The following is a 23,203-nucleotide window of genomic DNA, read 5'->3' as shown; positions in this document are numbered from 1 at the left end:
CGCGCCTTTTTTCGTGGCCGGATCAGGCAATGATTTCGGCAAAAAGGTCGTAATCGTCAGAGGCGGTTATCCGGCAGGAGAAGATCTGGCCGATTTTGGCATTGCCTCCCTTGAGGTAGGTAATGCCGTCAATCTCGGGGGCCTGACGTCGGCACCTGCCGGTCATCGGGAAGTCGTCCCGCTCGCTTTTCCCTTCAACAAGAACCTCCTGCACGGAGCCGATCAGACGGGTGTTGATCTCCCGCGAGATAAATGCCTGTTCTTCCATCAGGATGTCCCGCCGGCGCTGTTTCTCAAGTTCTGAAATCCGGACGGGAAGGCTTGCCGCCTTGCTGCCCTCTTCCCGGCAGTAGGGAAAGGCGCCCAGATGGTCAAAACGAATTTCCCGGACGAACGAGAGCAAATTTTCAAAACGGCGGGGGGTTTCGCCGGGAAACCCGACGATCAGCGAGGTACGTAGCGCAACGCCGGGGATAATCTCCCGGGCCCGGGCAATAACACTGCGGAGCTGGGCGCTGTTGCCCCCGCGCCGCATCGCCGCGAGGATCGAATCGTCGCTGTGTTGTATCGGGATGTCAATGTATTTACAGATCTTTTTCCCTTCAGCAATAGTACGCAGAAGCTCTGGCGTGATCCGGCCCGGGTAAAGGTAGAGAAGCCGTATCCAGGAAATGCCGTCGATTTCGGCAAGCTCGCGGAGCAGCCGGCTCAGGGACGTCTTTTCCCTCAGATCCCTTCCGTAGGCGGTGGTGTCCTGGGCAATCAGGATCAGCTCGCGCACCCCTTGGGAAGCGAGTTCCTCCGCCTCTTGGATGATATCGTCAATCCCGCGACTGCGCGCCTTGCCGCGGATGGACGGAATAACGCAGTACGAACAACTGTTTGAACATCCCTCGGCGATTTTCAGGTAGGCGCTCCCCGCCGGGGTGGAAATAATTCGTTTATGGGCCGCGTTCATTAAAAAGGTAGGCTTGCCGATAACGGCGCATCCGTTTTTCCCTTTTTCCCCGGCAAAAAGCATCTTCAGGCGGCGGTCGATCTCGGGAACATCCGAGATGCCGAGAAACAGATCAACCTCGGGCAGCGACTCCGCAAGCTCGCTTCCGTAGCGCTGCGGCAGACAGCCGGCAACGACAATCCTTCTGCCCGCAGCGCCCTTTTTCCATAGAGCGGCTGAGAGAATTTCCTCGATCGCCTCCTCTTTTGCGGGCAGGATAAAGGCGCAGGTGTTGATCAGGATGACGGCGGCATCCTCCCGCCGTTCCGTCAGTCGGAAACCGCCTTTTTCCAGGAGAGATGCCATCACCTCGGAATCCACCTGGTTCTTGGGACAGCCCAGGCTGATTATCTGAACCTTTTTCCCCTTCACGCCTGGCCCCTCACCCCTCACGCCTGACGCCCCCTCGCTCAAGGCAGCTTCCTCGCGAGAACCTTACGCGGTTTCGCGCCGTCCGCCGGTCCGACAACCCCTTCCGCCTCCATCTTTTCGATGATGCCGGCAGCGCGGTTGTAGCCGATTTTCAGATAACGCTGCACCAGCGATATCGACGCCTGTCCCTGCTTCGTAACCAGTTCCACCGCCTCGTCGTACTTCTCGTCGAAGTCTCCCTCCGCCTTTTCCTCTGCCTCAACCGACTTCAATTCGACGAGAGATTCGTCATAAGCCGGCTTCCCCTGCTGCTTTACGAAATCAACGATCCGCTCAATCTCCTGATCAGACACATAGGCGCCGTGGATTCTCATCGGCACGGAGCTTCCCGGAGGGATGTAGAGCATGTCCCCGGCCCCGAGTAGCTTTTCGGCGCCGAGCTGATCGAGAATGGTGCGGGAATCGACCTTCGAGGATACCTTGAAGGAGATGCGCGTCGGGAAGTTGGCCTTGATGACGCCCGTTATCACGTCAACAGAGGGCCGCTGGGTGGCAAGAATAATGTGTATGCCCGCGGCCCGCGCCATCTGGGCCAGGCGGGCCAGCGACTCCTCTACATTTCGCTGGGCGACCATCATCAGATCGGCCAGTTCATCAATGATAATAACGATATAGGGAAGCCGTTCGGGAAGGGAATCTTTTTTTTCGGCCCCCTCAGCATCTATGTTCGGAGGCTTCGCTGCCGGCTGTTTTGCCGCTTGCATCAGGTTGTACGTATCGATGCTTTTTGCCCCCACTTCACTGATGGCCTGATAGCGGCGCTCCATCTCTTCGACCGCCCAGCGCAAGACCAGCGAGGCCTTTTTCGGATCGACGACAACCGGGTGGAGCAGATGGGGAATTCCCTCGTAGCCGGACATTTCCAGACGCTTGGGGTCGATCATGATGAACTTTACCTCTTCGGGCGAAGCCTTGAAGAGGATGCTGCAGATCATCGCATTCAGCGAGACGCTTTTTCCGGAACCGGTCGTCCCGGCGATCATCAGATGGGGCATGCGAACCAGGTCGGCAATAACCGGCGTTCCCAATATATCCTCGCCGAGGGCGATCGGCAGCTTATGGGTGGAGTCCTGAAAAGCCGGGTGGTCAAGGACATCCCGCAGGCTGACGGGGTTGCGTTCCTGATTGGGAATCTCGACGCCGATTGCCCCTTTGCCGGGGATGGGAGCAATTATTCTGATGCTCTGGGCGCGCAGCGCCAACGCCAGATCATCGGAAAGATTGGTTATTTTGTTTATCTTGACGCCCGGCGCCGGCTCCAGCTCGTACATCGTCACAACCGGCCCCGGCTTTACCTCAATCACCCTTCCCTCAACCCCGAAGTCAAAAAGTTTCTTTTCCAGCAAGCGGGAGTTTTCCAGCAGGGTTTCTTTCTTCACCCGGGTATCTTTCTTTTGCAGTTGTTCGAGAAGGGTTAACGGCGGCAGTTTGTATTTCCCGTTTGATTTGCCGGGAGCGGTAAAATCAAGATGCGTCTGTTCAGCCTTGGCCAGTTTTTCTTTTATCTTTTCGCTCTTGATCTCGGCAATCCGGGGGTCTGTTTTCGAATCCGGTTTTGCCGCCGCTTCCCCATCTCCCCATAGTTTACCCTTAAGCAGGGAGAAAAAGGCGCCTGCATTTTTCAGATTCAAAAGCGAAGCCACCGACTTCTTCACAAAAGCGACAAAAGAAAAGTCGAACAGGACGATCAGCGCCACTATAAAAACAAGAAAAAAAAGAATTGCCGATCCGGCCGGATGCAGCGATAACTTAAACAATTCGTATGTTTTTGAACCGAGCAGTCCTCCCGTATCCACGGAATTGCCATAAAACGAGATGTCCCCTGCCGTCATTTCCAATATCCCGGAGGTGGCGAAGATGAGGCCAATGACAGCGGATACAGCATCAATCCCAATACTGAACTGGGGAATTTGAAAGAAGCGGACGGCGAAAAACATTAAGGCAACAGGCAGCCAGAGGATGCCGAACCCGATCAGCCAGATCGCCGTATCGGCGGCATAAGCGCCGACGGTTCCTGCCCAATTGCGAACCGCTATCTCCTCCGGGCCGTAAAAAAGGCGGAGCGAGGGGTCGAGCGGATAGTAGGAAAGGAGGGTTATAAAAAGAAAAAGGGCGCAGGCAATACAGACCAACCCGGCTATTTCCGCCCATCTTTTTGAAAATGGAGAGTCACTATTCATCAGTTTTCGCCGACAATGCCCCCTTTTCAAAATTTCTGATTATGATGCCGCGAACCCGGTCGATCAGTTTCCCCCGTGTTTCAATCGTATATGGAGACACATCGACAGGCTTGCCGATAATCATTTTAATTCTTCCCGGTTTTATCAGGAGACTCCGCTTCGGCATGATCTCGCTGGCGCCGATGATGGAGATGGGAACGATGGGCACGCCCGACTGGATGGCGAGGTAAAACATCCCCTGCTTGAAATTCTTTATCTCACCGTTCCGGCTTCTCGTCCCCTCGGGAAAGGTGACCACCGATTTGCCATCCCGAATCTTTTTTGCCGCCTCGTCAAGGCTTTTCATCGCGTTTTCGTGGTGCTGCCGATCGATCTCGATATAGCCGGCATTTCTCATCGCCTTGCCGAAAATGGGAATTTTGAAAAGCTCTTTTTTGGCAATCCAGCGGAACTGTCCGGGGATATGCGCCAAAACGATCAGGATGTCGAAATCGCTCTGGTGGTTGGACATAAATATCTGTGGTTTGTCCAAAGAGACGTTCTCCACCCCTTCCACCTCAACCCGAATGACGGAGAGCCTAAGCAGCATCCTTGCCCAGATATTGGCAATCAGGTGGACCTTCTCTTCTCCGGGGGAAATAAATGGTAAAATAGTGGCAGATACGGCCATGAAGGCAGTTACCATAACCGAAAATGCTACAAGTATCGCGGATCGAAGCATAAACTTACCGTGCCTCATAAAATTAAGATGTGTGTTTATGAACGGATTGCACTGGCGTTGTGTTACTACCCGAATGTCTCTTTTAAGTCAACAGGGAAAGCGGCCCAAGGCTTTCCTGCCAGCAGGAAAGCGCGGCGAGGGCCCGTTGAGAATAGAGCCCGCCCCGGTCTTTCTTGGGGATTCGGCCCGGCAGGGGTGGAAAGAGGCCGAAGGTAACATTCATCGGCTGAAAGATTTTGCTCTCCCGATTTGTCAGATGGCCAAGCAGCGCACCCAGGGCCGTTTCCGGAGGCGGCGGAAGCAAATTCTTTTCTGTCAGCAGGCGGGAGACATTAACCCCGGCCACAAGCCCCATCGCCGCCGATTCGACATATCCCTCGACTCCGGTGAGCTGGCCGGCAAAGAATATCCGCTGGTCGGCGCGCAATTGGAGCGTCGGCAACAGCAGGCGGGGGGAGTCAATAAAGGTGTTGCGATGGATGCTTCCGTAACGGGCGAACTCGGCATTTTCCAGACCGGGGATCATGCGCAGCACTCGCCGCTGTTCCGGCCAGGTCATTTTCGTCTGAAACCCGACGATGTTGTAGAGGATGCCCTCCCTGTCTTCGCGGCGCAGTTGCACTGCCGCGTAAGGCTGGAGGCCGGTGTGGGGATCAAGCAGACCGACCGGCTTCATCGGGCCGTAGGAAAGGGTTTCAATCCCGCGTTGCGCAATGACCTCGATCGGCAGGCAACCCTCAAAAAACTTTTTCTCCTCGAACTCCCGAAGCGGCACATTTTCGGCTTCGGTCAGCGCCTTCCAGAACCTCTCGTACTCGGCGCGAGACAGAGGACAGTTGAGGTAGTCAGCCGTGCCGTGACCGTAACGGGACGCGGCGAATACCTTCGTCATGTCGATTGATTCCGCTTCGACAATCGGCGAAATGGCGTCATAAAAAGAGAGGCTGCCGGCATTGGTCAGCCGAAGCAGCGCCGCGGCAAGGTTATCGGAGGTAAGCGGCCCGGAGGCGATGATGATTATTCCCCCGGGCGGAATTTCCGCTATTTCGCCGCGAACGATCTCAAGATTTTGACATTCAGAGAGTTTTTCCTCAATATAGCGGGAAAAGGCGGTTCGGTCCACGGCCAGAGCCTTTCCCGCCGGAACGGCCGTGGCGTCGGCAGCGGCAATGATCAGCGAATCCATCTGGCGCATCTCTTCCTTCAGGAGGCCTACGGCATTGTGGAGATCATCGGAGCGCAACGAATTGCTGCAGACAAGTTCGGCCAAAAGCGGCGATCTGTGCGCCGGAGAAAAACGCTCCGGCTTCATTTCGTAAAGGCGCACCCGGCATCCCCGCCGCAGCAGTTGCCACGCCGCCTCGCAGCCGGCCAGCCCTCCGCCGATTACCGTAACCGGCTCGCCGTTAATCGCCGCTCCCTCCCCTCTCACTCCTCCGGTTCCTTGTATTTCTGGATGTTCTTGCATTCCGGATAGCCGGTGCAGGCAAGGAATTTTCCGTAGCGCCCCCTCCGTACAGCCATCGGCTTGCCGCATTTTTCGCAGAGGACATCAGTGATCTCAAGGGGGGCCTTTTCCTTTGCCGTGCCCTGGGACGTCCGCACAATATTTTTGCATTCGGGATATCCGGAACACCCCAGAAATGTCCCAAAACGCCCCTTCTTTACAACCATCGGCTTGCCGCATTTTTCGCAAACCTGCGCTGTTTCCTGCCCCGCCTCTGTCTCCCCTCCCGGTATTGCCCGGGAAGTGGTTTTAAGGATAAATCTGCACTCAGGATATCCCGAGCAGCCAAAGAACGTACCATAACGTCCCTTCTTTGCAACCAGCGGCTTGCCGCATAGCGGGCAGGTCTCGTCCGTCGTGGGAGCTTTTTCCGGAATGATCTTCCCGTCGGCGTCTTCAGTGAAATTTGCCGTGTTCTTGCAGGTCGGATAGTTGGAACAGGCGAGGAATCTGCCGTTTCTTCCCATCTTTACAACCATCGGACTCCCGCATTTTTCACAGCTTATACCTGCCTGAATCTCTGTGGCAACTATTGTCTCCGGGATAATCTTCCCGCTGGCATCCTGGGTGAAATTCGTCGTGTTCTTGCAGGTCGGGTAATTGGAACAGGCAAGGAATTTGCCGTTTTTCCCCCACTTTATCACCATCGGGCTCCCGCATTTTTCGCAGACGATATCGGTCGGGATTTCCTCCCGCTTTACATTGCGCATCCCGGCACTGGCCTTTTTCAGCTCGTCCGAAAAAGTGGCATAAAAACTGTTCAGCATCTCCAGACGCTTGGTCTGACCCTCCGCGATCTGGTCAAGCTGCGTTTCCAACGACGCGGTAAAAGCAACGTCGAGAATCCGGGGAAAGTTCTTCACGAGCAGTTCCGTAACGAGCACACCCAGATCAGTGGGAAAGAACTTGCTCTTTTCCAGCGTGACGTATTCCCTGTCCTGGATTGTGCTGATGATGGCCGCGTAGGTGCTGGGGCGGCCGATGCCCTTTTCCTCAAGTTCCCGGACAAGCGTCGCCTCCGAAAAACGGGGCGGCGGCTGGGTGAATTTCTGCTCCTCGTTAAGGGAAAGCAGTTTGAGCGTTTCCCCTTTGCGAACCTCCGACAGCAGCTTCCCGAATTCCTTATCCTCCCCATTGTCATCCTTGCCTTCCGTGTAAAGGAGCGTAAAGCCGGGGAATTTCATGATCGCCCCCTGCGCCCTGAAGAGGCAATTCGCGGCATCAATGTCAACCGTAGTCTGGTCGAGCAGGGCGGGGTTCATCTGGGAGGCGACGAAGCGGTTCCAGATGAGCTGGTACAATTTGAACTGATCGGGGCTGAGGAATTCCTTGATCTCTTTTGGCGAGCGGGAAACCGCCGTCGGCCGGATTGCCTCGTGGGCATCCTGCGCCGCATCCTTGACCTTGAAGGCCTTGGCCTTTGCCGGCAGGAAAGGGTCGCCATAAACGGATTTTATGTAATCCCGCGCTTCACTGACTGCCTCGGCGGCGACGCGGACGGAATCGGTTCTCATATAGGTGATAAGTCCAACCTGACCATCCCGGCCCAGTTCGATCCCCTCGTAGAGTTTCTGGGCGGTTGACATCGTCTTTTTGGCGGTAAAATGCAGCCAGCGGGCGGCCTCCTGTTGCAGTTTGCTCGTCGTAAAAGGGGCCGGCGCCTGCCGCTTGACCTCCTTTTTTTCGACAGCGGCAACAATAAAAGCCGCCGCTTTTACGGTGGCGGCGATTTTTGCGGAAGTTGCCCCATCCGGAACCTTGGCCTTTTTTCCATCCACCTTCAGCAGCTTCGCCTCAAACGGGGGCGGATTTTCCCCTTCGAGAACAGCGGTAAGATTCCAGAATTCCTCCGGCTTAAACCTTTTTATTTCTTCTTCCCGGTCGCAGATAATCCGGACGGCAACGGACTGCACCCGGCCGGCGCTCAAGCCCCGCCTCACCTTTTCCCACAGAATCGGGCTTATCTGATAGCCGACCAGCCGATCGAGGATGCGCCGGGTTTGCTGAGCCTCGTACAAATCGAAATTCAGTTCGCGAGGGTGCGCTATGGCGTGGAGTATCGTCTCCTTTGTCAGGTCGTTGAAAAGCACGCGCTGGACAATCTTCTTGCTGCCGATTTCCTCGGCGACGTGCCAGGCGATTGCCTCTCCCTCGCGATCCGGGTCGGGGGCAAGCAGAATGCGATCCGCATGCGCCGCGGCCCTCTTGAGCTCCGCCACCACCTTTTTTTTGGTTTCCATAACCGTGTAGGTCGGCTCGAATCCATTTTCAGTATCGATCCCGAGCTTGTTTTTGGGAAGGTCCTTGATATGGCCGACGGAGGCCCTTATTTCAAACCCCTTGCCGAGATATTTGCCGATGGTTTTCACCTTGGTTGGGGACTCAACGATAATTAACGAATTAACTGGATTTTTTTCTTTCAAATTTATGACTCCTTAAGTGAATAATTCTTGCCGGGAAGCTGCTTGATCAAACCGGACAGCTCGAGAGTAAGTAGTGAATTTTGTACGGCCCGGGCGGACAGACCGGATTTTTCAATAAGCGTATTGATGTCAAGCGGCCTTGAAGACAGCAATGATAGCAGCCGGCTTTCGCCATCGGTGATGGTCGGATTTTCCGCAGGCGAAGCGAGCCTTTCTTTCGCTCCCTGGTTCATGGCTTTATCAGACCCGGCGAGCGGTTGTTGCGCCGGCAGCGAGAGAGGCAATTCACCCGTATCCGGCCGGAAAAAACCGGCCTGGGGCATGATTTCCTCAAGAATGTCATCAATGCCCTCGAGCAGCGTCGCCCCCTGCTTGATCAGATGATTCGTTCCCCGCGAGCCCGACGCCCCGAATTCCCCCGGAACGGCAAAAACAGAGCGTCCCTGCTCGGAGGCGATTCTGGCCGTGATCAGCGAGCCGCTTTTCTCCCCGGCCTCTACAACGACAACCCCGAACGAAATGCCGCTGATGATCCGGTTCCGGGAGGGAAAATTGGGGGCGTTCGGCGGCGTGCCCAGCGAAAATTCGGTAACAAGCGCCCCATTTTCGCTGATCTGTTCGGCAAGCTTGGCGTTTTCCGGCGGGTATATCGTGTCGATTCCCGTGCCGAGAACCGCAATTGTCCGCCCCTTGCCGGCAAGGGCGCCCCGGTGCGCGGCAGCATCTATACCGCGCGCCAGACCGCTTGCCACCGTTACTCCCTTCAGGGCCAGCTCGCGGCTCAGCTTCTCCGTCGTATAGCGTCCATAAACAGAAGCCAACCGCGATCCGACAATCGCCACGCAGACCTCATCCGGCAGAAGCGTGCCCTTCACGTAGAGAAAAGGCGGATAATCATATATATTTAAGAGGTTATTGGGATAGCGGGGGTCCGTGCAGACAACTATCTCGACGCCCATCTTTTCGGCGTTGGCCAGCTCCTGTTCAATTTCCCCCCAAGACGAAAACGAACGGATGTTATCGGCAGTTTTCGGGCCGATGCCGGGAATTACCCGCAGCGTCTGCCCGGAGGCCGAAAACACCTCCCGGGGCGACCCAAAGGCCTTAAGCAGCGTGCGAAAACCCACGCAGCCGACATCCTCAACAGCCCTGAGCGCGAGCCAGTATTTTAGTGTCTCCCTATCCATCCCCGCCTATTATCCAAAAGTAAAATTTGCGGGAGGATATACGCACATAACCGGGGTGTCAAGTTTTTTAGGGAAAACATCGTAATTGCATATCCCCATTTTACCATGAAAATTAAATTAAGCATTTATCAGGTCGTTCAGGACTGCCTCCATCGTCGGGTATGTGAAGGCAAGGCCGTGTTCGAGGAAGCGGCAGGGATAGGGGAGACGACCTAAGATTTTACCGCTGTCAGCCTCTTGCCAAGCAGCGAAGCGACGAGCACCAGCGTCGTGGAAATGAAAATCATCAGTATTCCCAGGGCTGACAATCTTCCCCAGAGCCCATCTTCGGCAAACCTCAAGATCTGCACGGCAAGCACCTCCGTGCCTGGGCGGGACAGGACAACGGACAGGCTCAGTTCCCGGACAAACATCGTCGCCATCAAAATCCATCCCGAAACGATTCCCGGAACCAGGAGCGGCAGGACGATCCGTCGCATCGTGTAGAGCGGGCCGCCGCCGCAAACGCGGGATGATTCCTCAAGGTTTCCGTGGATCTGGACAAAGGCGCTGGTAAGCGGCCTGATCCCGTAGGGAAGATACGTCGCGATGTAACCAATCAAGAGCGCCCAGATCGTCGAATAGAGGGGCGTCTGCACAAAAAACCACATGAAGCCGATCCCGACGACAATGCCGGGGAACGAAAAGGAAAAAAAGCTCAAAGATTCAAGAAATCCTGAGGCTTTTGACCTTATTTTAACGATTGTATAGGCGACAAAAAACGAAAGGACTATTCCGAGGGTCGCGCCTCCGACCCCGAGCAGCAGGCTGTTTTTCAGGGAAAGAAGCGAAACCGGATCGTTCAGCACCGCCAAGTAGTGCCGCCAGCTCATGCTGGCAAACGCCTTCGCGCTCGGCGCCATGGAATAGGGGATTAAAGACGTGTAGAAAAGCACCGCGACGGGCAAAACTATCAGAATGAAGGAAAGAACGCCAACAATCCCGAAGAGCGGATAGCGCGCCCCTTTCAGGTCAATCGTACTCGGACGGTAGCCGCGGCTGGTGACCGTCACGTACTTTTCCCCCTCTTTCGTGAGACGCCGATATACGAAAATCAGCGTAATCGACGCGACCAGCGCGCTCATCCCGACTGCCGCCGCCAGACCGTAATCAGTGGCGTAACCTGTTGCCACTACGCGATAAATGTGAGTAGCCAGCACATATATTCTTCCTGGCATGCCGATTACGGAGGGAACGGCAAACGAGGCCATGCTGCGGACGATAACGAGCGTCGCGGCAGCCAGGATCGCCGGGCGCAGCACCGGGAGCGTAATCCGAAAAAGGGTGCGCCAATTCGAAGCCCCGCAGACCCGGGACGATTCCTCCAGCGAGACGTCAAAAGACGACATCGCCGGGGCGATGACCAGATAGGCAATCGGCAGATCGAGGAGTCCCTCCACAAGAATCATTCCCTTCAAGGTGTAAATGTTCAACGATATCGCCTCAAACCCCAATATCTGGCGGAGAAAGAGATTGAGCATCCCGTTGGTCGGGTTAAGCAGCAGTACCCAGCTCACGGCAAACAGGATATGGGGAACCATCATCGGCACGAGCGAGATGATCTGGAAAAGAAACTTGAACGGGATATTCGTCCTGGTGTTCAGATAGGCCAGAAAGAGCGCCAGCACCGTTGCGACAATGGCCGAACCAACGGTAAAGATGACCGTATTGATGATTATTTTTGCAAATTCAGGGTCAGTGTAGGCGCTTACATACTTCGCCGTCGTAAAGGTTCCGAACGCGCCGAGCCCCTCGCTAAAGCTCCCGAGGGCAAGCATTACAACCGGACAGACCGTCAGGAAGCCGACTATTGCAATCAGCGTCGGCGAGAGAATCGCACCTTGTTTTTTCATAAGGATATGCCTTATTGCCTGTTATAGTATTGAGCGGTCAGTTGAACAACAGCGAGCAGTAACGCCGATTCAGATGAAGAAAAATATCGTCGCCCATGGCGATGGGCAGAGTCGGATCGATGCGCAGCACAAGCAGCGTATCTTCGATCCGCACCTCCGCCTCCCAGACATCCCCGACAAAAACAAGGGATTCAATTTTCCCCCGGAAAATATTTTCACCGTTTCCGGGGTTATCGCGGCAGGTTGTAATGAACTCAGGACGAATGCCGACCGTCACTTTTCCGCCCACAGGGTAATCCTTCTTCTTTTCGCAGACGATCGGGCCGATTGACGAATTTACAACTGTGAAATCGAGGCCGGCCTCCGCGATGCTGCCTTCGATGAAATTGACGCGCCCGATGAAATCGGCGACAAAACGGCGATCGGAATCAAAATAGATCTCCCAGGGGGTGCCGATCTCAACAATTTGCCCACTTTTCATAACCGCGACATTGTCGGACAGTGAAAGGGCCTCCAGCCGATCGTGGGTAACGTAAACAGCGGTAATCGCAAGCTCCGTCAGAAACCTCCGCAACTCCTTGCGCGTTTCCTCCCGCAATTTTGCATCCAGGTTGCTGAGCGGCTCATCGAAAAGAATCACCTTGGGCTCCGCTGCCAGAGCCCGCGCGAGGGCGACCCGCTGCTGCTGCCCACCGCTGAGCTTCGTCGCCGGACGATTCCCGAATCCGTCTAACTGGACAAAATGGAGCGTCTTTTCCACCCGTTCGGCGATTTCCTCTTTGGGGATTTTCTGCGTCTGCAACGGATAGGCGACGTTATCGAATACATTCATGTGCGGCCAGATGGCGTAGCTTTGAAAGACCATCCCCAAGCCCCGCTTCTCCGGCGCCAGCGAAATACCTTTCTGCGATGAAAAAACCACCTCGTCGCCGATGACAATCTCCCCTGCGTCGGGCATCTCCAAACCCACGATACACCGCAAAAGCGTGGTCTTGCCGCAGCCGCTGGGGCCCAAAAGCGTAAAAATCCTGTTGGCGGGGATGGTCAGATCAATATGATCGAGCGCCGCAAAACTCTTTTTCTCCACGATGTAGTTTTTACAGAGATTTCTGATCGTTATTTCCATAATTGCATTTCCTGAAATGTTCCGGAAGCGTTGCACAAACTCCCGGAACATTGAGAGATAAAAACAGGCGGAGACAAAAGATTACGGTCTCGCGAAAATCTTTTTGAATTCCTTGCCCCAGCTCTTGATCTCCTCATCGGAAAGCTCCCGGATCGGGATGACCTTCGCCTTGTCGATCCCGGCGATCGGCGGGTAAACGCCCGGGGTAAGAACATATTCGCCGACCTTGGCGGCCATGATGGTCATCGCTTCCTTGGAGAGCCAGTAGTCCATAAACAGACGGGCCGCATTCGGGTGGGGCGCCTTGGCGGCAATCGCAATCCCGCGCGGCGTTCCCATCATCGGCTGCGAAACATGCGCCCAATCGAGCGGCGCCGGGGCCTTGGTAACAATATATTTTGGCATCGAGATGCCGATCAGCTTCTCGCCGCTTTCAATCGGGGCGGGGGTCGGACCGAACGATGCGACGAACATGGGGTCGTTCGCAGCCAGCCCCTTGAGAAATTTCATCCACTCGGCATCGGACTTGATAACATTTTCCTTCAGACCAACCAGCCAGGAAATGGTCGTCGGATGGGTGGCGGGATCGGCCATGACGATCTTCCCCTTCCATTTGGGATCGGTCAAATCCTGATATGTTTTAGGAACATCAGCCGGTTTTACCAGTTCCTTGTTGTAGATGAGGGCAGCGTATTCAATCCCGAAGAGCTGAATTTTGCCGTCGGTGTTCGCCCATTTCGGATAACCGGCCGCGGCAGGCGAGACGTAGGAGGCAATAACCCCCTTCTCCTTCAAGAATTCGAGCACCGGAACCGGCGCCTGCAGGACATCGGCGGTCAGCTTTCCGGCGGCGTGCTCCGTCATGATCGTCGCCACAAACTTGGTTGTGGAAAGCCTCGTGTACTCCGCCTTCACGCCGTATTTTTTCCCAAAATCCGCGATGATCGGCTCAATGGCGGTCATGTTCGCGTAAAAGGCAACCTTGCCCTCCGCCTTCGCCTTTTCTGCAAGCGCCGCCCCCGGCTCCGCCGCGAACGCACCCGCAGCCGTAATGACGGATAGAATTATCCCCAATGCCAGCTTTTTCATATTTTTTTCTCCTTTCCGTTATTTAATCAATTATTTAAGCGCTTTCAATCTTCTTTTCCGCTCTATCAGCCACTGCTGAATATACGGTAAACCTGCCTCACACTTCAACCGTAACCAGTAAGTCGATTATTATATCCCCCGTTACAAAAGCAAGAAAAAAATCAAACCGGCGACAGCCCTTTATGGCGCCTTCCCAAATTTCTTGACTGCACGTTCAATTCCTTCTATTATAGAGGTGTTGCAAGTCTCACATAACTACTGGGAAAATAATGTATCAGATTTTAAATAATCATGGAGGTAGAAAACTCATGCAACAGGTATTTACGGCAGTCTTTGAAAACGGCGTTTTCAAGCCCATACAACACATAGAGATGAAGGAACACGAAGAGGTGACGATGAAAGTTGTCTCCCGTGATGACTGGCAAAGCCGGTTTGACCGAATCATCAAAAAAATTCACCAGAAATCCACCCTGCAAGGCTCCGCGGTGATAGAATCCGATATCGTAAGAGCTATCGCCGAAGTTCGGGAAGAAAAGAATGGCCGTTAGAGCCGTTATCGATACAAATATATGGGTTTCCGCCATATTGAATCCCTTCGGGTTCCCGTCCAAACTGCGCAAATCCTTTACAGAAGGTCTGTTTCAACCCGTCATTTCCGAACAGATGTTCGTGGAGCTGGCCGAAGTGCTCAACCGCCCCCGGATCAAGGATAAATATGGCCTCACTGCTGCTGATATAGAAGAACTACTCATATTGCTTGAAGAACGATCGGAATCTGTTCAAATTTCCGGCGATCTGCAATTATGCCGGGACAAAAACGATGATATGGTTCTCGAAACAGCCATCAAAGGCCATGTTGAATATCTCGTCACCCGTGATGATGATCTTAAACATGACAGAGAAGTTTCGTCTTTCCTGAAACAATACGATGTATCAATCCTCACCGTATCAAAATTCCTGTACATCCTTGAAAAGTAAATATGACGCCTTGCCCTTTATATCATTGATGCTTAAACGCGAATTTTGTTTACCATGCTTCACTGTTGCAGGCCTTCATATTGCTTGACAAATTATCGTGACTATGGTTTAGAGCCTCACTAATAAACATCGGATTTGGAGAATATAAAATGAAGAAGACATTGACCACATTCAGCAATACCAAAAGAAAACGCACCCATGGGTTCTTGGTGCGCATGGCCACCAAGGGCGGTCGGAATGTCCTCAGCCGAAGGCGGGCAAAGGGCCGCAAACGGCTGACGGTTTAAGGGATTTACAGTTTCAGGCGGGGATAACCAGCCCCTTTCACGGGGGGCAACTTGAATGGAATCTCAATCGTTTCAACCAGAAGAGCGGATCAGAAAAAGGCAGGACTACCTGCGAATCTATGATCAGGGTAAAAGGGTTTACACCAGAAACTTCACCATCATCACCTGCCCTAATCAGACCAATACAAGAAGACTGGGAACCACGGTAAGCAAGAAAGTTGGAAACTCCGTTAAAAGAAACCGAATCAAACGTCTTTTACGGGAGTTTTTCCGGCTGAACAAAGAAAGACTTCCGGCAGCGCACGATATCGTGGTAATCGCCAAAAGGGGCATTTCACAATTGAAATATAAGGATGTTTACGCTGAGCTTGAGAGTCGGCTGCTAACGAGAACAGATGTCTAAAAAAAACATTTTTTCAGTGACATTCGGAAAACTGCTGGTGATACTGGTGCGTATCTACCAGATAGCCATTTCGCCGCTTATCGGTTCCAACTGTCGATTTTACCCTACCTGTTCCGAATACACGATCACTGCTTTGCAGCGTTACGGCCCTTTCAAGGGGATGTTTATGGGCGTCATGCGCATCCTCCGCTGCAACCCGTGGAACCACGGCGGGTATGATCCGGTAAAATGAAAATAACGTTATAAATTTGGAGGTTTTAATGGACAAGAAAACCATTCTTGCCGTTGTTCTTTCGGTTGTTGTTTTGATGGGGTACCAATATTTCTTCGCCAAGCCCCCGGTCAAACCGCCTGTGCAGCAGCAGTCCGCCGCCGTATCCGGTGCGGATAAAAAGGCCCCTGCTTCGGCTCCGAAGAGCGTGCTGCCGGCAGTCGCAGCCAACAGCGCCGCCACCGCGGCGGGTACGATAACGTCCGCAGCCGCAATCACCGGCTCCGAACGAGACGTTGTCGTGGAAACCCCCCTTTACCGGGCGGTCTTCACCACCCGAGGCGCGGCGCTAAAATCCTTTCAGTTGAAGCAGTACAAAACATCTATTCCCGGCACCAAAGACATTGCCGAAACCTTCTATGGGCTGATCGGCAAGAAAAAACCGGTTCATGAAGCGCCTCAGCCAATCGAGCTCGTTCATGTAACTGAGGGAATGCCCCTGCCCTTTACCGTAACTTTTCCGGACTCAACGATCAATATTCCGGATAACGCCTTTTTTGAGGCGCAGGGCAGTCTGCTTGATCTGAATAGAGGGGAAGCAACCCGCAGTCTCGTCTTCACGCAATCCTATCCCGGCGATCTGCGCATCGACAAGATATTCACCTTCAATCGCGAAAACTACGCCTTTGATCTGGAAGTGAAGGTGCACAACCTCCGGGATGCGCCAATCAACGAAAACGCGGCCCTCACCTGGAACCAGTATGTGGATCCGGAGGCGCCGACCGACAGTTACGGCCACGATGGACCGGTTTCCTATGTGGCCGATAAAATAGATCGTCCCGCGGTCAAGAAGATGGATGCGGACAAAACAATGGGGCCCTATGTCTCCTGGGGAGGCTTCGAAAGCAAATACTTCATTGCCGCGATGATCCCGCAAAACCCTTCCTTGACAAGCATGAGGCTGGTTAAAACTCAAGGCGATCTGGTTTCTGTAAGTATGCTGGGGCCAAAGAACGTGGTTCCGCCAGGGCAACCGTCCGTCTTCAAGTACAAATTGTTTCTCGGCCCCAAGGATTACAATGTGTTGAAGGCACAGGGCATCAAGCTGGAGAACGCCATCGATTTTGGAGACTGGTTGAAATGGCTTGCCATTCCGATGCTGCTTACCCTCAAGTTCATCTACGGATATATTCATAATTACGGAATAGCGATTATCCTGCTCACGATTCTGATCAAGCTGATCTTCTGGCCGCTGGGAAACAAGAGCTACCGATCAATGAAGGAGATGCAGAAGCTACAGCCCAAAATGGCGGAATTGCGTGAAAAATACAAGAATGACAAGGCCCGGCTCAGCCAGGAATCGATGGCTCTCTACAAAACCCATAAAGTGAACCCGATGGGCGGCTGCCTGCCGATGGTCGTGCAGATACCCGTTTTCTTCGGCCTCTACAAGGCGCTGCTGTACGCGATCGAGTTGCGCCACGCCCCGTTTTTCTGGTGGATTCAGGATCTCTCCGCAAAGGATCCCTACTACATAACGCCTCTGATTATGGGCGCAACGATGTTCATGCAGCAGAAGATGACCCCGACGGGCGCCGACCCCATGCAGGCAAAAATAATGATGTTTATGCCGATTATTTTCACTTTCATGTTCCTCAATTTCCCCTCGGGGCTCGTTGTTTACTGGCTTCTCAATAACGTAATCAGCATCGGCCAGCAGATGTACACCAACAAAAAACTGGCGTGAGGAAGATGGTTCGGGAGCGTGGCTAATGTTCAAAATGGAGATAGAGTCACAAGATGGAAGCGATTGATATTGAAGCCAAAACAATAGACGAAGCAATAGAAAAGGCTTGCAGGGAATTTCAGACAACACGGGAAAAACTGAAGATAGAGATAATTGCAGAGGGAAATCCAGGCTTTTTAGGATTTGGCTCCAAAAAGGCCCTGATCAGGGCCGGCGTTCTGCATATCGACCGGGAGCTTGATAATCTAATAAATGACGCCCCTCCGTTTGCGCCTGTTCTTTCGCCCGCAGTAAACGCAAGTCCAACATTGGCGCCCTTCCCTTCCCCGACGGTACGGGAAAAGAGAATGGAAAATAAAACCGAAGTCAAGGCTGCAAAAAAGAAACGTAATCCGGAAAGGAATTCCCCGTCAGTTAGTTCTGATGGAGGTTGTAACCAAAAACGGTCGGCCGCAAAAGACACTGCTCCCGCAGACCTTTCGGATGCCCCCTCTCCCGCCCAACCGGAAGCGATAAAAGCGCTGGAACTTGTCGAAGGAATACTGTCAAGAATGAATATCCCTGCCCGGGTAAAGCTACAGGAAGCAGCGGATATGGTGATCCTTAAGATTCAAGGAGATGGGGATGGCCTGCTGATCGGCAAGGGGGGGCAGAACCTCGACGCCATTCAGTATATAGTGAACAAGGCTGTTCACCACTCCATAAACGACGGCAAACGGATTGTCATAGACACCGAGGAGTACCGAAAAAGGCGGGAAGAATCCCTGCTGACAACGGCCATGCAAACCGCCAAAAAGGTCAAAAAAACACGCAAGCCGGTAACGCTTGGCCCCATGAACCCCCACGACCGCCGCATCATCCATCTTGCCTTGAAAAATGACAAAGCGCTTACGACCATCAGTCGCGGCGAGGGAGAGTATCGCAAAATCGTCATCGTCCCGGCAAGGCAGGAACAAGCCGCTGCAAACGACGTTGCGACAAACCTGCGCGATGAGGAATAAATATTCAAGGGCAGAGAGGCTTAGGTTGCGGAACAATCCAGGGAATTGCGCGCATGCAAATTTCTCTGTTTATTAATATACACAATGGCAAATAAAATCATGATGTTCAGGGACACCATTGCCGCCATTGCGACCCCCCCCGGTGTTGGCGGCATAAGCGTAATCCGGATAAGCGGACCGGACGCGGAGAACATTGCACTCCAGATTTTCAGCCCCTTGCCCCCGCATAATTTTCACTCTCATCACCTTTACCACGGCCAAATAGTGTCCCCGGAGACAAAGGAGTTGCTCGACGAGGTTTTGCTAACCCTCTTCCGGGGGCCGCATTCATTTACCGGAGAAGACACCCTGGAAATAAGCTGTCACGGCGGCGCCCTTATCACCCAAACCCTGCTGGAGGCGGTTCTCCGGGCAGGAGCCCGTCCGGCAGCCCCCGGTGAGTTCACAAAACGGGCCTTTCTGAACAACCGTCTGGATCTTGCGCAAGCCGAGGCTGTTAATGACCTGATAAAAGCGCAGACAGGGAAGGGCTTGAAGGCCGCCTTTAACCGTCTGCAAGGAGGTCTTTCCAGTCAAATACAGGAAATCAGGGAAGAACTACTGGACATGGTCGCCGCCATAGAGGCCGCGCTCGATTTCACCGCCGAGGAGGGAATGGGGGAAACAGCGGACGATCATATTTTGAAAATAAATCGCGTCATCGATAAGATAACGTCTCTCGTCGCTACCTACAAACGGGGGAAAATAGAGCGGTTGGGGTTCGGCGTCGTGATTGCGGGAGCTCCCAATGTCGGTAAATCGAGTCTGCTGAACAGACTCCTTGGAGGAAAAAGGGCCATCGTCTCATCCACCCCGGGAACGACACGGGATTTTATCGAAGAAACTGCGGATATGGAGGGAATTCCCGTGCGTTTGACCGACACCGCCGGGCTGCGCGTCCCCCAGGATGACATTGAAAAGGAGGGCATCGCCTTTCTCTGGGAAAAAGCTGATAGCGCCGATGCCATTATCTTTCTGCTTGACGCAAGCAGGGAGATAACGACCGACGACCGGGAGCTGTTAAAAAAGATATCCGGAAAAAAGGTTCTGCTGGTTTTCAACAAATCCGATCTGCCCCCCCGGGCGGACGAAAAATCACTGACAGGCCTTTTACCAGAAGGGTTGTCACCGGCTCTGAGAATTTCGGCAAAGTATGGCGAAGGAATCGATATTCTCACCGCCGCCATCCGTAAACTCGCGGTCAACACGGAGGCCGGGGAAGCTCCGTCTGCGACTATTGCCCACTCGCACCAAAAAACCTCTCTGGAGAATGCGAAAGAATGCCTTAGCAGAGCCGCTTCTGGCCTTGTCAACGGCATGCCCGCGGAAATCGTCGCCCTGGAAATCCGGGAAGCACTGGACTTCATCGGAGAAATAGTCGGAAAAACCTCAAACGAAGATATCCTGAACAGAATATTTTCCAAATTCTGCATTGGAAAATAGGATTACGGGCAGCAACTGCCTTGCTCTCCGCAATCAGCGATTCGGCAGCAAGAAAAAAACTGTAATGGCCGAAAAAGCCTTTCACCACGAGTCAAGCATACGAGATTTGATGAAATGTTGACAAATCTCCTTTACTTTACCCATCATCCGAAGCGGGAAAGGAAAGCGCACGATGGCGGTTGATAAGGAAACCCATAAGGATTCGATACGTCCCGAACTGGCGGAGGTCATCGAGAGGCATGCACTCGGCCTTGATGAACGACGTCCCGAAGCGGTGGCGCGGCAGCAGCAAAAAAAACGGCGCACGGCTCGCGCCAACGTCACAGACCTCTGTGATAACGACGGTTTTATTGAATACGGCGCTTTGGCAGTCGCCGCGCAGCGAGGGCGCCGATCCGCGGACGATCTCGTCAGCAGGACCCCGGCCGATGGCTTGATCGCGGGGATCGGATCGGTGAATGGCTCTTTGTTTGGAGACGACAAGTCCCGCTGCATGATCATGGCCTACGATTATACGGTTCTGGCCGGCACCCAGGGTTATTTCAATCACAAAAAGATGGACCGCATGCTGAAATTGGCGCACGAGCAGCGCCTGCCCGTTGTTCTCTTCGCGGAAGGCGGCGGCGGAAGGCCGGGCGATATCGACGCTGCCGGGGTAATGGTGGCGGGTCTTGATTTGTCCACCTTCGGCTCGTTCGCAAACCTGAGCGGCAGGGTCCCGCTGGTAGGCATCGTATCGGGGCCCTGCTTTGCGGGCAACGCCGTCTTGCTTGGCTGCTGTGATGTGATTATTGCTACCCAAAATTCCAACATCGGCATGGGTGGTCCGGTGATGATTGAAGGGGGCGGACTCGGTGTTTTTAAACCGGAGGAAATCGGCCCGCTGGATGTGCAAATCCATAATGGCGTGGTGGACATCGCCGTGGCCGTTGATCCGGAGGCGGTGGCTGTGGCCAGAAAATACCTTTCCTATTTTCAGGGAGCGACTTCGCCATGGGAGGCCGCCGACCAGCGTATTCTGCGCGGTTTGATTCCGGAAAGCCGGCGGCGCATTTATAACGTGCGGACCGTAATCGAAGCGCTGGCCGACAAGGGCTCCTTTCTCGAGTTGCGGCCCCAATTCGGCCCAGAGATGATTACGGGATTGATCCGCATCGAAGGGAGGCCTTTCGGCCTCATGGCCAATAACTGCATGCACATGGCCGGAGCGATTGAAGCGGAAGGCGCGGATAAGGCCGCCCGATTCATGCAGCTATGCAATGCTCATGGTCTCCCGATCCTCTCCCTGTGCGATACACCGGGATTCATGGTGGGACCGGAGATCGAGAAGCGCGCCCAGGTTCGCCATGCCTGTCGCATGTTTGTGACCGGCGCCCATGTCACGGTGCCTTATTTTACCGTGGTTTTACGCAGGGGATACGGCCTCGGCGCGATGGCCATGGCCAAGGGCGGCTTCCATGAATCCTTCTTCACCGCTTCCTGGCCGACCGGAGAATTCGGCGCCATGGGGCTGGAAGGGGCGGTGAAAGCCGGTTTCAAGAAAGAGCTTGAGGCCATTGAGAACCTTCAGGAGCGTGAAGCCCTCTACGATAAACTGGTGGCCCAGTTGGTTGAAAGGGGTAAAGCCATCAACATGGCCTCTTACCTTGAAATCGATGCGGTCATTGATCCGGCGGATACGCGAAAGTGGATTATACAGGGGTTGAAGTCCGTTCCCGCCGGAGGCGCCAGAGGGACAGGCCACGATTTTGTCGATCCGTGGTAGTACAGGTTTCCCGTCAAACATGGCCCTTCTGCTGCCTTGCAGTCGTTATACGGAACTGAACGCCGTTTTCGTCGTCATCCACGGGGCGCCGTGTTCGTTAAACACCCGCTCGGTAAATGTTATTCTCCCGTTATTATCGACCAGCAAAACCGTCGATGAGCGCGTCCCATAGGAGGGGCTCTGAATGAAAAGGGAAGAGAGAACCCTCTCCCATTCCACCCCGACCCCCGTTTCGGGAAGCTGGTCATCGGGCGGCCGGCTGTGGTCGGATAAAAGCTCGAAGAGCCACTCTGACGTCGGCTTCCTCTTGCCGGCGAGCAGCTTTGCGAGTTTCCTTTTTCCCAGCAGAACCTTCGGCCAGGGAACATCTATCAGACTATTGCTTATGCCGTAGATTCCCGGTTCCAACCACTTCTGCGAACCTCGGTTCGAAAAATAATAAAGACTGGAACAATCCCCGAGCAGCAGATTGAAAGCGTTGTATTTACCGGCATCCAGTGCAAGCCCCTCAAGATAGCTCGTTGCATTTTTATCGCCGCGAAGATACCCGCTCACCAGCCCTCCGCGCGAAGGGGCGCTTGCCTTCAACGAGGCGGGATCGCGGTAATTCGTCAAGGCGGCAATCCTGCCGGTTCGCGTAATCCCGAGCCAGGTTCCCCCTTCTTTCAGATCGCGCCCGGCAAGAATCTCCGGCTCGTCGTCCCAGAAATCGACCGGAGCGGAGGGTCTCTCGTAGAACTCATCGCGGTTGGCGGCAAGCACCAGCGGATAATCGGCGTGAACCCTCCAGGCAAAAAGTAAAAGGCACATACTTAACCCATTATAATTGATGGTTTGCGAATGAAGACAGCCCGCTTGCGGCAATAATCCTCTCCAGCGCTTCTCCAGCCGCGCAATGGATCACCAGATCGGCCAGTTCGTCCAGCGGGGTGGGAGTAAAATTAATGATGACCATTTTTGCCCCTCCCGCTTTTGCATGCTGGGGCAGGGAGGCGGCGGGATAAACGACAAGGGAAGAACCGACAACGATGAAAAGATCACAGCAGCCGGCGTGAAATGCCGCCTGGCGCAACGCTTCTTCGGGCAGCGCCTCTCCGAAAAAAATGACGTCCGGCTTCAAAATGCCGCCACATTGTTTACAGACGGGCGCTTCTTTTCTATCAGGATTCATAGAGAGAATTTCTTCGATGGGATAGCGGGTGCGACAGTCAACACAAAGCGCCGTACGGGCATTTCCGTGGAGTTCAAAAACCCGGGCAGGGTCGTTACCCGCCTTCTGGTGGAGACCATCAATATTCTGGGTTATGATACAGGCCAGTTTGCCGCTCTTCTCCAGTTCGGCAATGGCCCGATGCGCCCTGTTGGGCGAAGCATCCGTCAACAAACCGCCCGACAGCAGCAGCTCCCATTGCTTTTGCCTGGTTTGCGGGCTTTTCATAAACTTGTCGATCGTAAAATCATCCGGATCAAACTTCGTCCAGATGCCGCCTGGGCTGCGGAAATCAGGAATCCCCGATTCCGTGCTGACTCCCGCTCCGGTAAAGCAGACGACACGTTTCGCGTTCACGATCATCTTCGCGACGCTGTCCAGAATTTTTTCCTGCACCTGATCGAGCATAGCCTCTCCCACTTATAGCAGCGGCGACCTTTCGCCCTCGCCGCTGAATATATCCGAGACCGCATAAAAAATACAATAAAAACATGTACGCGTAAATCCAGAGGCGTTATCGTAGGACAAATAGCTTCGTGAAACAGGTATTCTTCCCCGCAACGGA

At 54.0% G+C, this 23,203-nt stretch carries 20 protein-coding genes; 9 read left to right on the top strand and 11 right to left on the bottom strand.

The annotated features are described in order from the left end of the window. Positions 1-22: 22 nt before the first annotated feature. The 9 genes from rimO to M0P74_11845 all read right to left on the bottom strand — a co-directional run bounded on the left by rimO (position 23) and on the right by M0P74_11845 (position 13,554). Positions 23-1,411 (bottom strand): 30S ribosomal protein S12 methylthiotransferase RimO, encoded by a 1,389-nt coding sequence (rimO, locus tag M0P74_11885; protein MCK9364281.1) that lies wholly within the window; start codon positions 1,409-1,411, stop codon positions 23-25. Beyond that, on the bottom strand, positions 1,408-3,609 hold the full coding sequence (locus M0P74_11880) for a DNA translocase FtsK 4TM domain-containing protein (protein MCK9364280.1): 2,202 nt from the start codon (positions 3,607-3,609) through the stop codon (positions 1,408-1,410). Before M0P74_11880 ends, rimO begins: the two co-directional genes overlap by 4 nt. Next, a complete protein-coding gene (locus tag M0P74_11875) occupies positions 3,602-4,330 on the bottom strand; it encodes a 1-acyl-sn-glycerol-3-phosphate acyltransferase (GenBank protein MCK9364279.1) in 729 nt (242 codons plus the stop codon). Before M0P74_11875 ends, M0P74_11880 begins: the two co-directional genes overlap by 8 nt. An 82-nt stretch (positions 4,331-4,412) precedes the next feature. Continuing rightward, complete coding sequence (trmFO, locus tag M0P74_11870) at positions 4,413-5,762, bottom strand: methylenetetrahydrofolate--tRNA-(uracil(54)-C(5))-methyltransferase (FADH(2)-oxidizing) TrmFO (protein MCK9364278.1); 1,350 nt, start codon at positions 5,760-5,762, stop codon at positions 4,413-4,415. After that, complete coding sequence (gene topA, locus M0P74_11865) at positions 5,759-8,260, bottom strand: type I DNA topoisomerase (protein MCK9364277.1); 2,502 nt, start codon at positions 8,258-8,260, stop codon at positions 5,759-5,761. The genes trmFO and topA overlap by 4 nt, the downstream gene beginning before the upstream one ends. Before the next feature lie 2 nt (positions 8,261-8,262). Further along, positions 8,263-9,447 (bottom strand): DNA-processing protein DprA, encoded by a 1,185-nt coding sequence (gene dprA, locus M0P74_11860; GenBank protein ID MCK9364276.1) that lies wholly within the window; start codon positions 9,445-9,447, stop codon positions 8,263-8,265. A gap of 212 nt (positions 9,448-9,659) precedes the next feature. Next, the gene (locus tag M0P74_11855) at positions 9,660-11,339 is read right to left on the bottom strand and encodes an iron ABC transporter permease (protein ID MCK9364275.1); all 1,680 of its coding nucleotides are present in this window, start codon (positions 11,337-11,339) and stop codon (positions 9,660-9,662) included. A gap of 37 nt (positions 11,340-11,376) precedes the next feature. Next, positions 11,377-12,465 (bottom strand): ABC transporter ATP-binding protein, encoded by a 1,089-nt coding sequence (locus tag M0P74_11850; GenBank protein MCK9364274.1) that lies wholly within the window; start codon positions 12,463-12,465, stop codon positions 11,377-11,379. Between the two features lie 81 nt (positions 12,466-12,546). Continuing rightward, positions 12,547-13,554, bottom strand: coding sequence for an extracellular solute-binding protein (locus M0P74_11845; protein MCK9364273.1), 1,008 nt, complete (start codon positions 13,552-13,554; stop codon positions 12,547-12,549). A gap of 308 nt (positions 13,555-13,862) precedes the next feature. Between M0P74_11845 and M0P74_11840 the strand changes: the two genes are divergently transcribed. The 9 genes from M0P74_11840 (at position 13,863) to M0P74_11800 (ending at position 21,428) form a co-directional block, all read left to right on the top strand. After that, positions 13,863-14,102: an antitoxin family protein gene (locus M0P74_11840; GenBank protein MCK9364272.1), complete on the top strand. Its 240-nt coding sequence runs from the start codon at positions 13,863-13,865 to the stop codon at positions 14,100-14,102. Continuing rightward, positions 14,092-14,532, top strand: a complete 441-nt coding sequence (locus M0P74_11835) for a putative toxin-antitoxin system toxin component, PIN family (GenBank protein ID MCK9364271.1) — start codon at positions 14,092-14,094, stop codon at positions 14,530-14,532. Before M0P74_11840 ends, M0P74_11835 begins: the two co-directional genes overlap by 11 nt. Positions 14,533-14,681: 149 nt before the next feature. Further along, positions 14,682-14,819 carry a 50S ribosomal protein L34 gene (gene rpmH / locus M0P74_11830; protein MCK9364270.1) on the top strand — a complete coding sequence of 46 codons (138 nt, stop codon included), beginning with the start codon at positions 14,682-14,684 and terminating at the stop codon, positions 14,817-14,819. A gap of 55 nt (positions 14,820-14,874) precedes the next feature. Next, a complete protein-coding gene (gene rnpA / locus M0P74_11825) occupies positions 14,875-15,222 on the top strand; it encodes a ribonuclease P protein component (GenBank protein MCK9364269.1) in 348 nt (115 codons plus the stop codon). Further along, positions 15,215-15,454, top strand: a complete 240-nt coding sequence (yidD, locus tag M0P74_11820; GenBank protein ID MCK9364268.1) for a membrane protein insertion efficiency factor YidD — start codon at positions 15,215-15,217, stop codon at positions 15,452-15,454. Before rnpA ends, yidD begins: the two co-directional genes overlap by 8 nt. Positions 15,455-15,482: 28 nt before the next feature. Further along, positions 15,483-17,180, top strand: coding sequence for a membrane protein insertase YidC (gene yidC, locus M0P74_11815; protein ID MCK9364267.1), 1,698 nt, complete (start codon positions 15,483-15,485; stop codon positions 17,178-17,180). A gap of 53 nt (positions 17,181-17,233) precedes the next feature. Beyond that, a complete protein-coding gene (locus M0P74_11810) occupies positions 17,234-18,181 on the top strand; it encodes a Jag N-terminal domain-containing protein (protein MCK9364266.1) in 948 nt (315 codons plus the stop codon). Positions 18,182-18,265: 84 nt separating this feature from the next. Further along, on the top strand, positions 18,266-19,663 hold the full coding sequence (gene mnmE / locus M0P74_11805) for a tRNA uridine-5-carboxymethylaminomethyl(34) synthesis GTPase MnmE (protein ID MCK9364265.1): 1,398 nt from the start codon (positions 18,266-18,268) through the stop codon (positions 19,661-19,663). A 172-nt stretch (positions 19,664-19,835) separates the two neighbouring features. Further along, positions 19,836-21,428, top strand: coding sequence for a hypothetical protein (locus tag M0P74_11800; GenBank protein ID MCK9364264.1), 1,593 nt, complete (start codon positions 19,836-19,838; stop codon positions 21,426-21,428). A 45-nt stretch (positions 21,429-21,473) separates the two neighbouring features. Here the strand turns inward: M0P74_11800 and M0P74_11795 are convergent, their stop codons facing one another. Continuing rightward, entirely contained in the window at positions 21,474-22,238 is a 765-nt protein-coding gene (locus M0P74_11795) for an NRDE family protein (GenBank protein MCK9364263.1), read from the bottom strand. 10 nt (positions 22,239-22,248) lie between these two features. Further along, on the bottom strand, positions 22,249-23,046 hold the full coding sequence (locus M0P74_11790) for an NAD-dependent deacylase (GenBank protein ID MCK9364262.1): 798 nt from the start codon (positions 23,044-23,046) through the stop codon (positions 22,249-22,251). Positions 23,047-23,203 lie beyond the last annotated feature (157 nt).

This window comes from Syntrophales bacterium, assembly GCA_023229765.1.
Lineage (GTDB): Bacteria > Desulfobacterota > Syntrophia > Syntrophales > UBA5619 > DYTH01.
The sequence above is the reverse complement of the archived record's forward strand: the minus strand, read 5'-3'. Positions and strand labels throughout refer to the sequence as shown.

Coding starts and splice junctions, on each gene's coding strand:
- rpmH (MCK9364270.1), top strand. CDS start 14,682: ATGAAGAAGACATTGACCACATTCAGCAATACCAAAAGAAAACGCACC.
- M0P74_11840 (MCK9364272.1), top strand. CDS start 13,863: ATGCAACAGGTATTTACGGCAGTCTTTGAAAACGGCGTTTTCAAGCCC.
- yidD (MCK9364268.1), top strand. CDS start 15,215: ATGTCTAAAAAAAACATTTTTTCAGTGACATTCGGAAAACTGCTGGTG.
- M0P74_11795 (MCK9364263.1), bottom strand. CDS start 22,238: ATGTGCCTTTTACTTTTTGCCTGGAGGGTTCACGCCGATTATCCGCTG.
- M0P74_11810 (MCK9364266.1), top strand. CDS start 17,234: ATGGAAGCGATTGATATTGAAGCCAAAACAATAGACGAAGCAATAGAA.
- M0P74_11790 (MCK9364262.1), bottom strand. CDS start 23,046: ATGCTCGATCAGGTGCAGGAAAAAATTCTGGACAGCGTCGCGAAGATG.
- M0P74_11880 (MCK9364280.1), bottom strand. CDS start 3,609: ATGAATAGTGACTCTCCATTTTCAAAAAGATGGGCGGAAATAGCCGGG.
- mnmE (MCK9364265.1), top strand. CDS start 18,266: ATGGCAAATAAAATCATGATGTTCAGGGACACCATTGCCGCCATTGCG.
- rnpA (MCK9364269.1), top strand. CDS start 14,875: ATGGAATCTCAATCGTTTCAACCAGAAGAGCGGATCAGAAAAAGGCAG.
- dprA (MCK9364276.1), bottom strand. CDS start 9,447: ATGGATAGGGAGACACTAAAATACTGGCTCGCGCTCAGGGCTGTTGAG.
- M0P74_11855 (MCK9364275.1), bottom strand. CDS start 11,339: ATGAAAAAACAAGGTGCGATTCTCTCGCCGACGCTGATTGCAATAGTC.
- M0P74_11800 (MCK9364264.1), top strand. CDS start 19,836: ATGGCGGTTGATAAGGAAACCCATAAGGATTCGATACGTCCCGAACTG.
- M0P74_11845 (MCK9364273.1), bottom strand. CDS start 13,554: ATGAAAAAGCTGGCATTGGGGATAATTCTATCCGTCATTACGGCTGCG.
- yidC (MCK9364267.1), top strand. CDS start 15,483: ATGGACAAGAAAACCATTCTTGCCGTTGTTCTTTCGGTTGTTGTTTTG.
- M0P74_11875 (MCK9364279.1), bottom strand. CDS start 4,330: ATGCTTCGATCCGCGATACTTGTAGCATTTTCGGTTATGGTAACTGCC.
- M0P74_11850 (MCK9364274.1), bottom strand. CDS start 12,465: ATGGAAATAACGATCAGAAATCTCTGTAAAAACTACATCGTGGAGAAA.
- M0P74_11835 (MCK9364271.1), top strand. CDS start 14,092: ATGGCCGTTAGAGCCGTTATCGATACAAATATATGGGTTTCCGCCATA.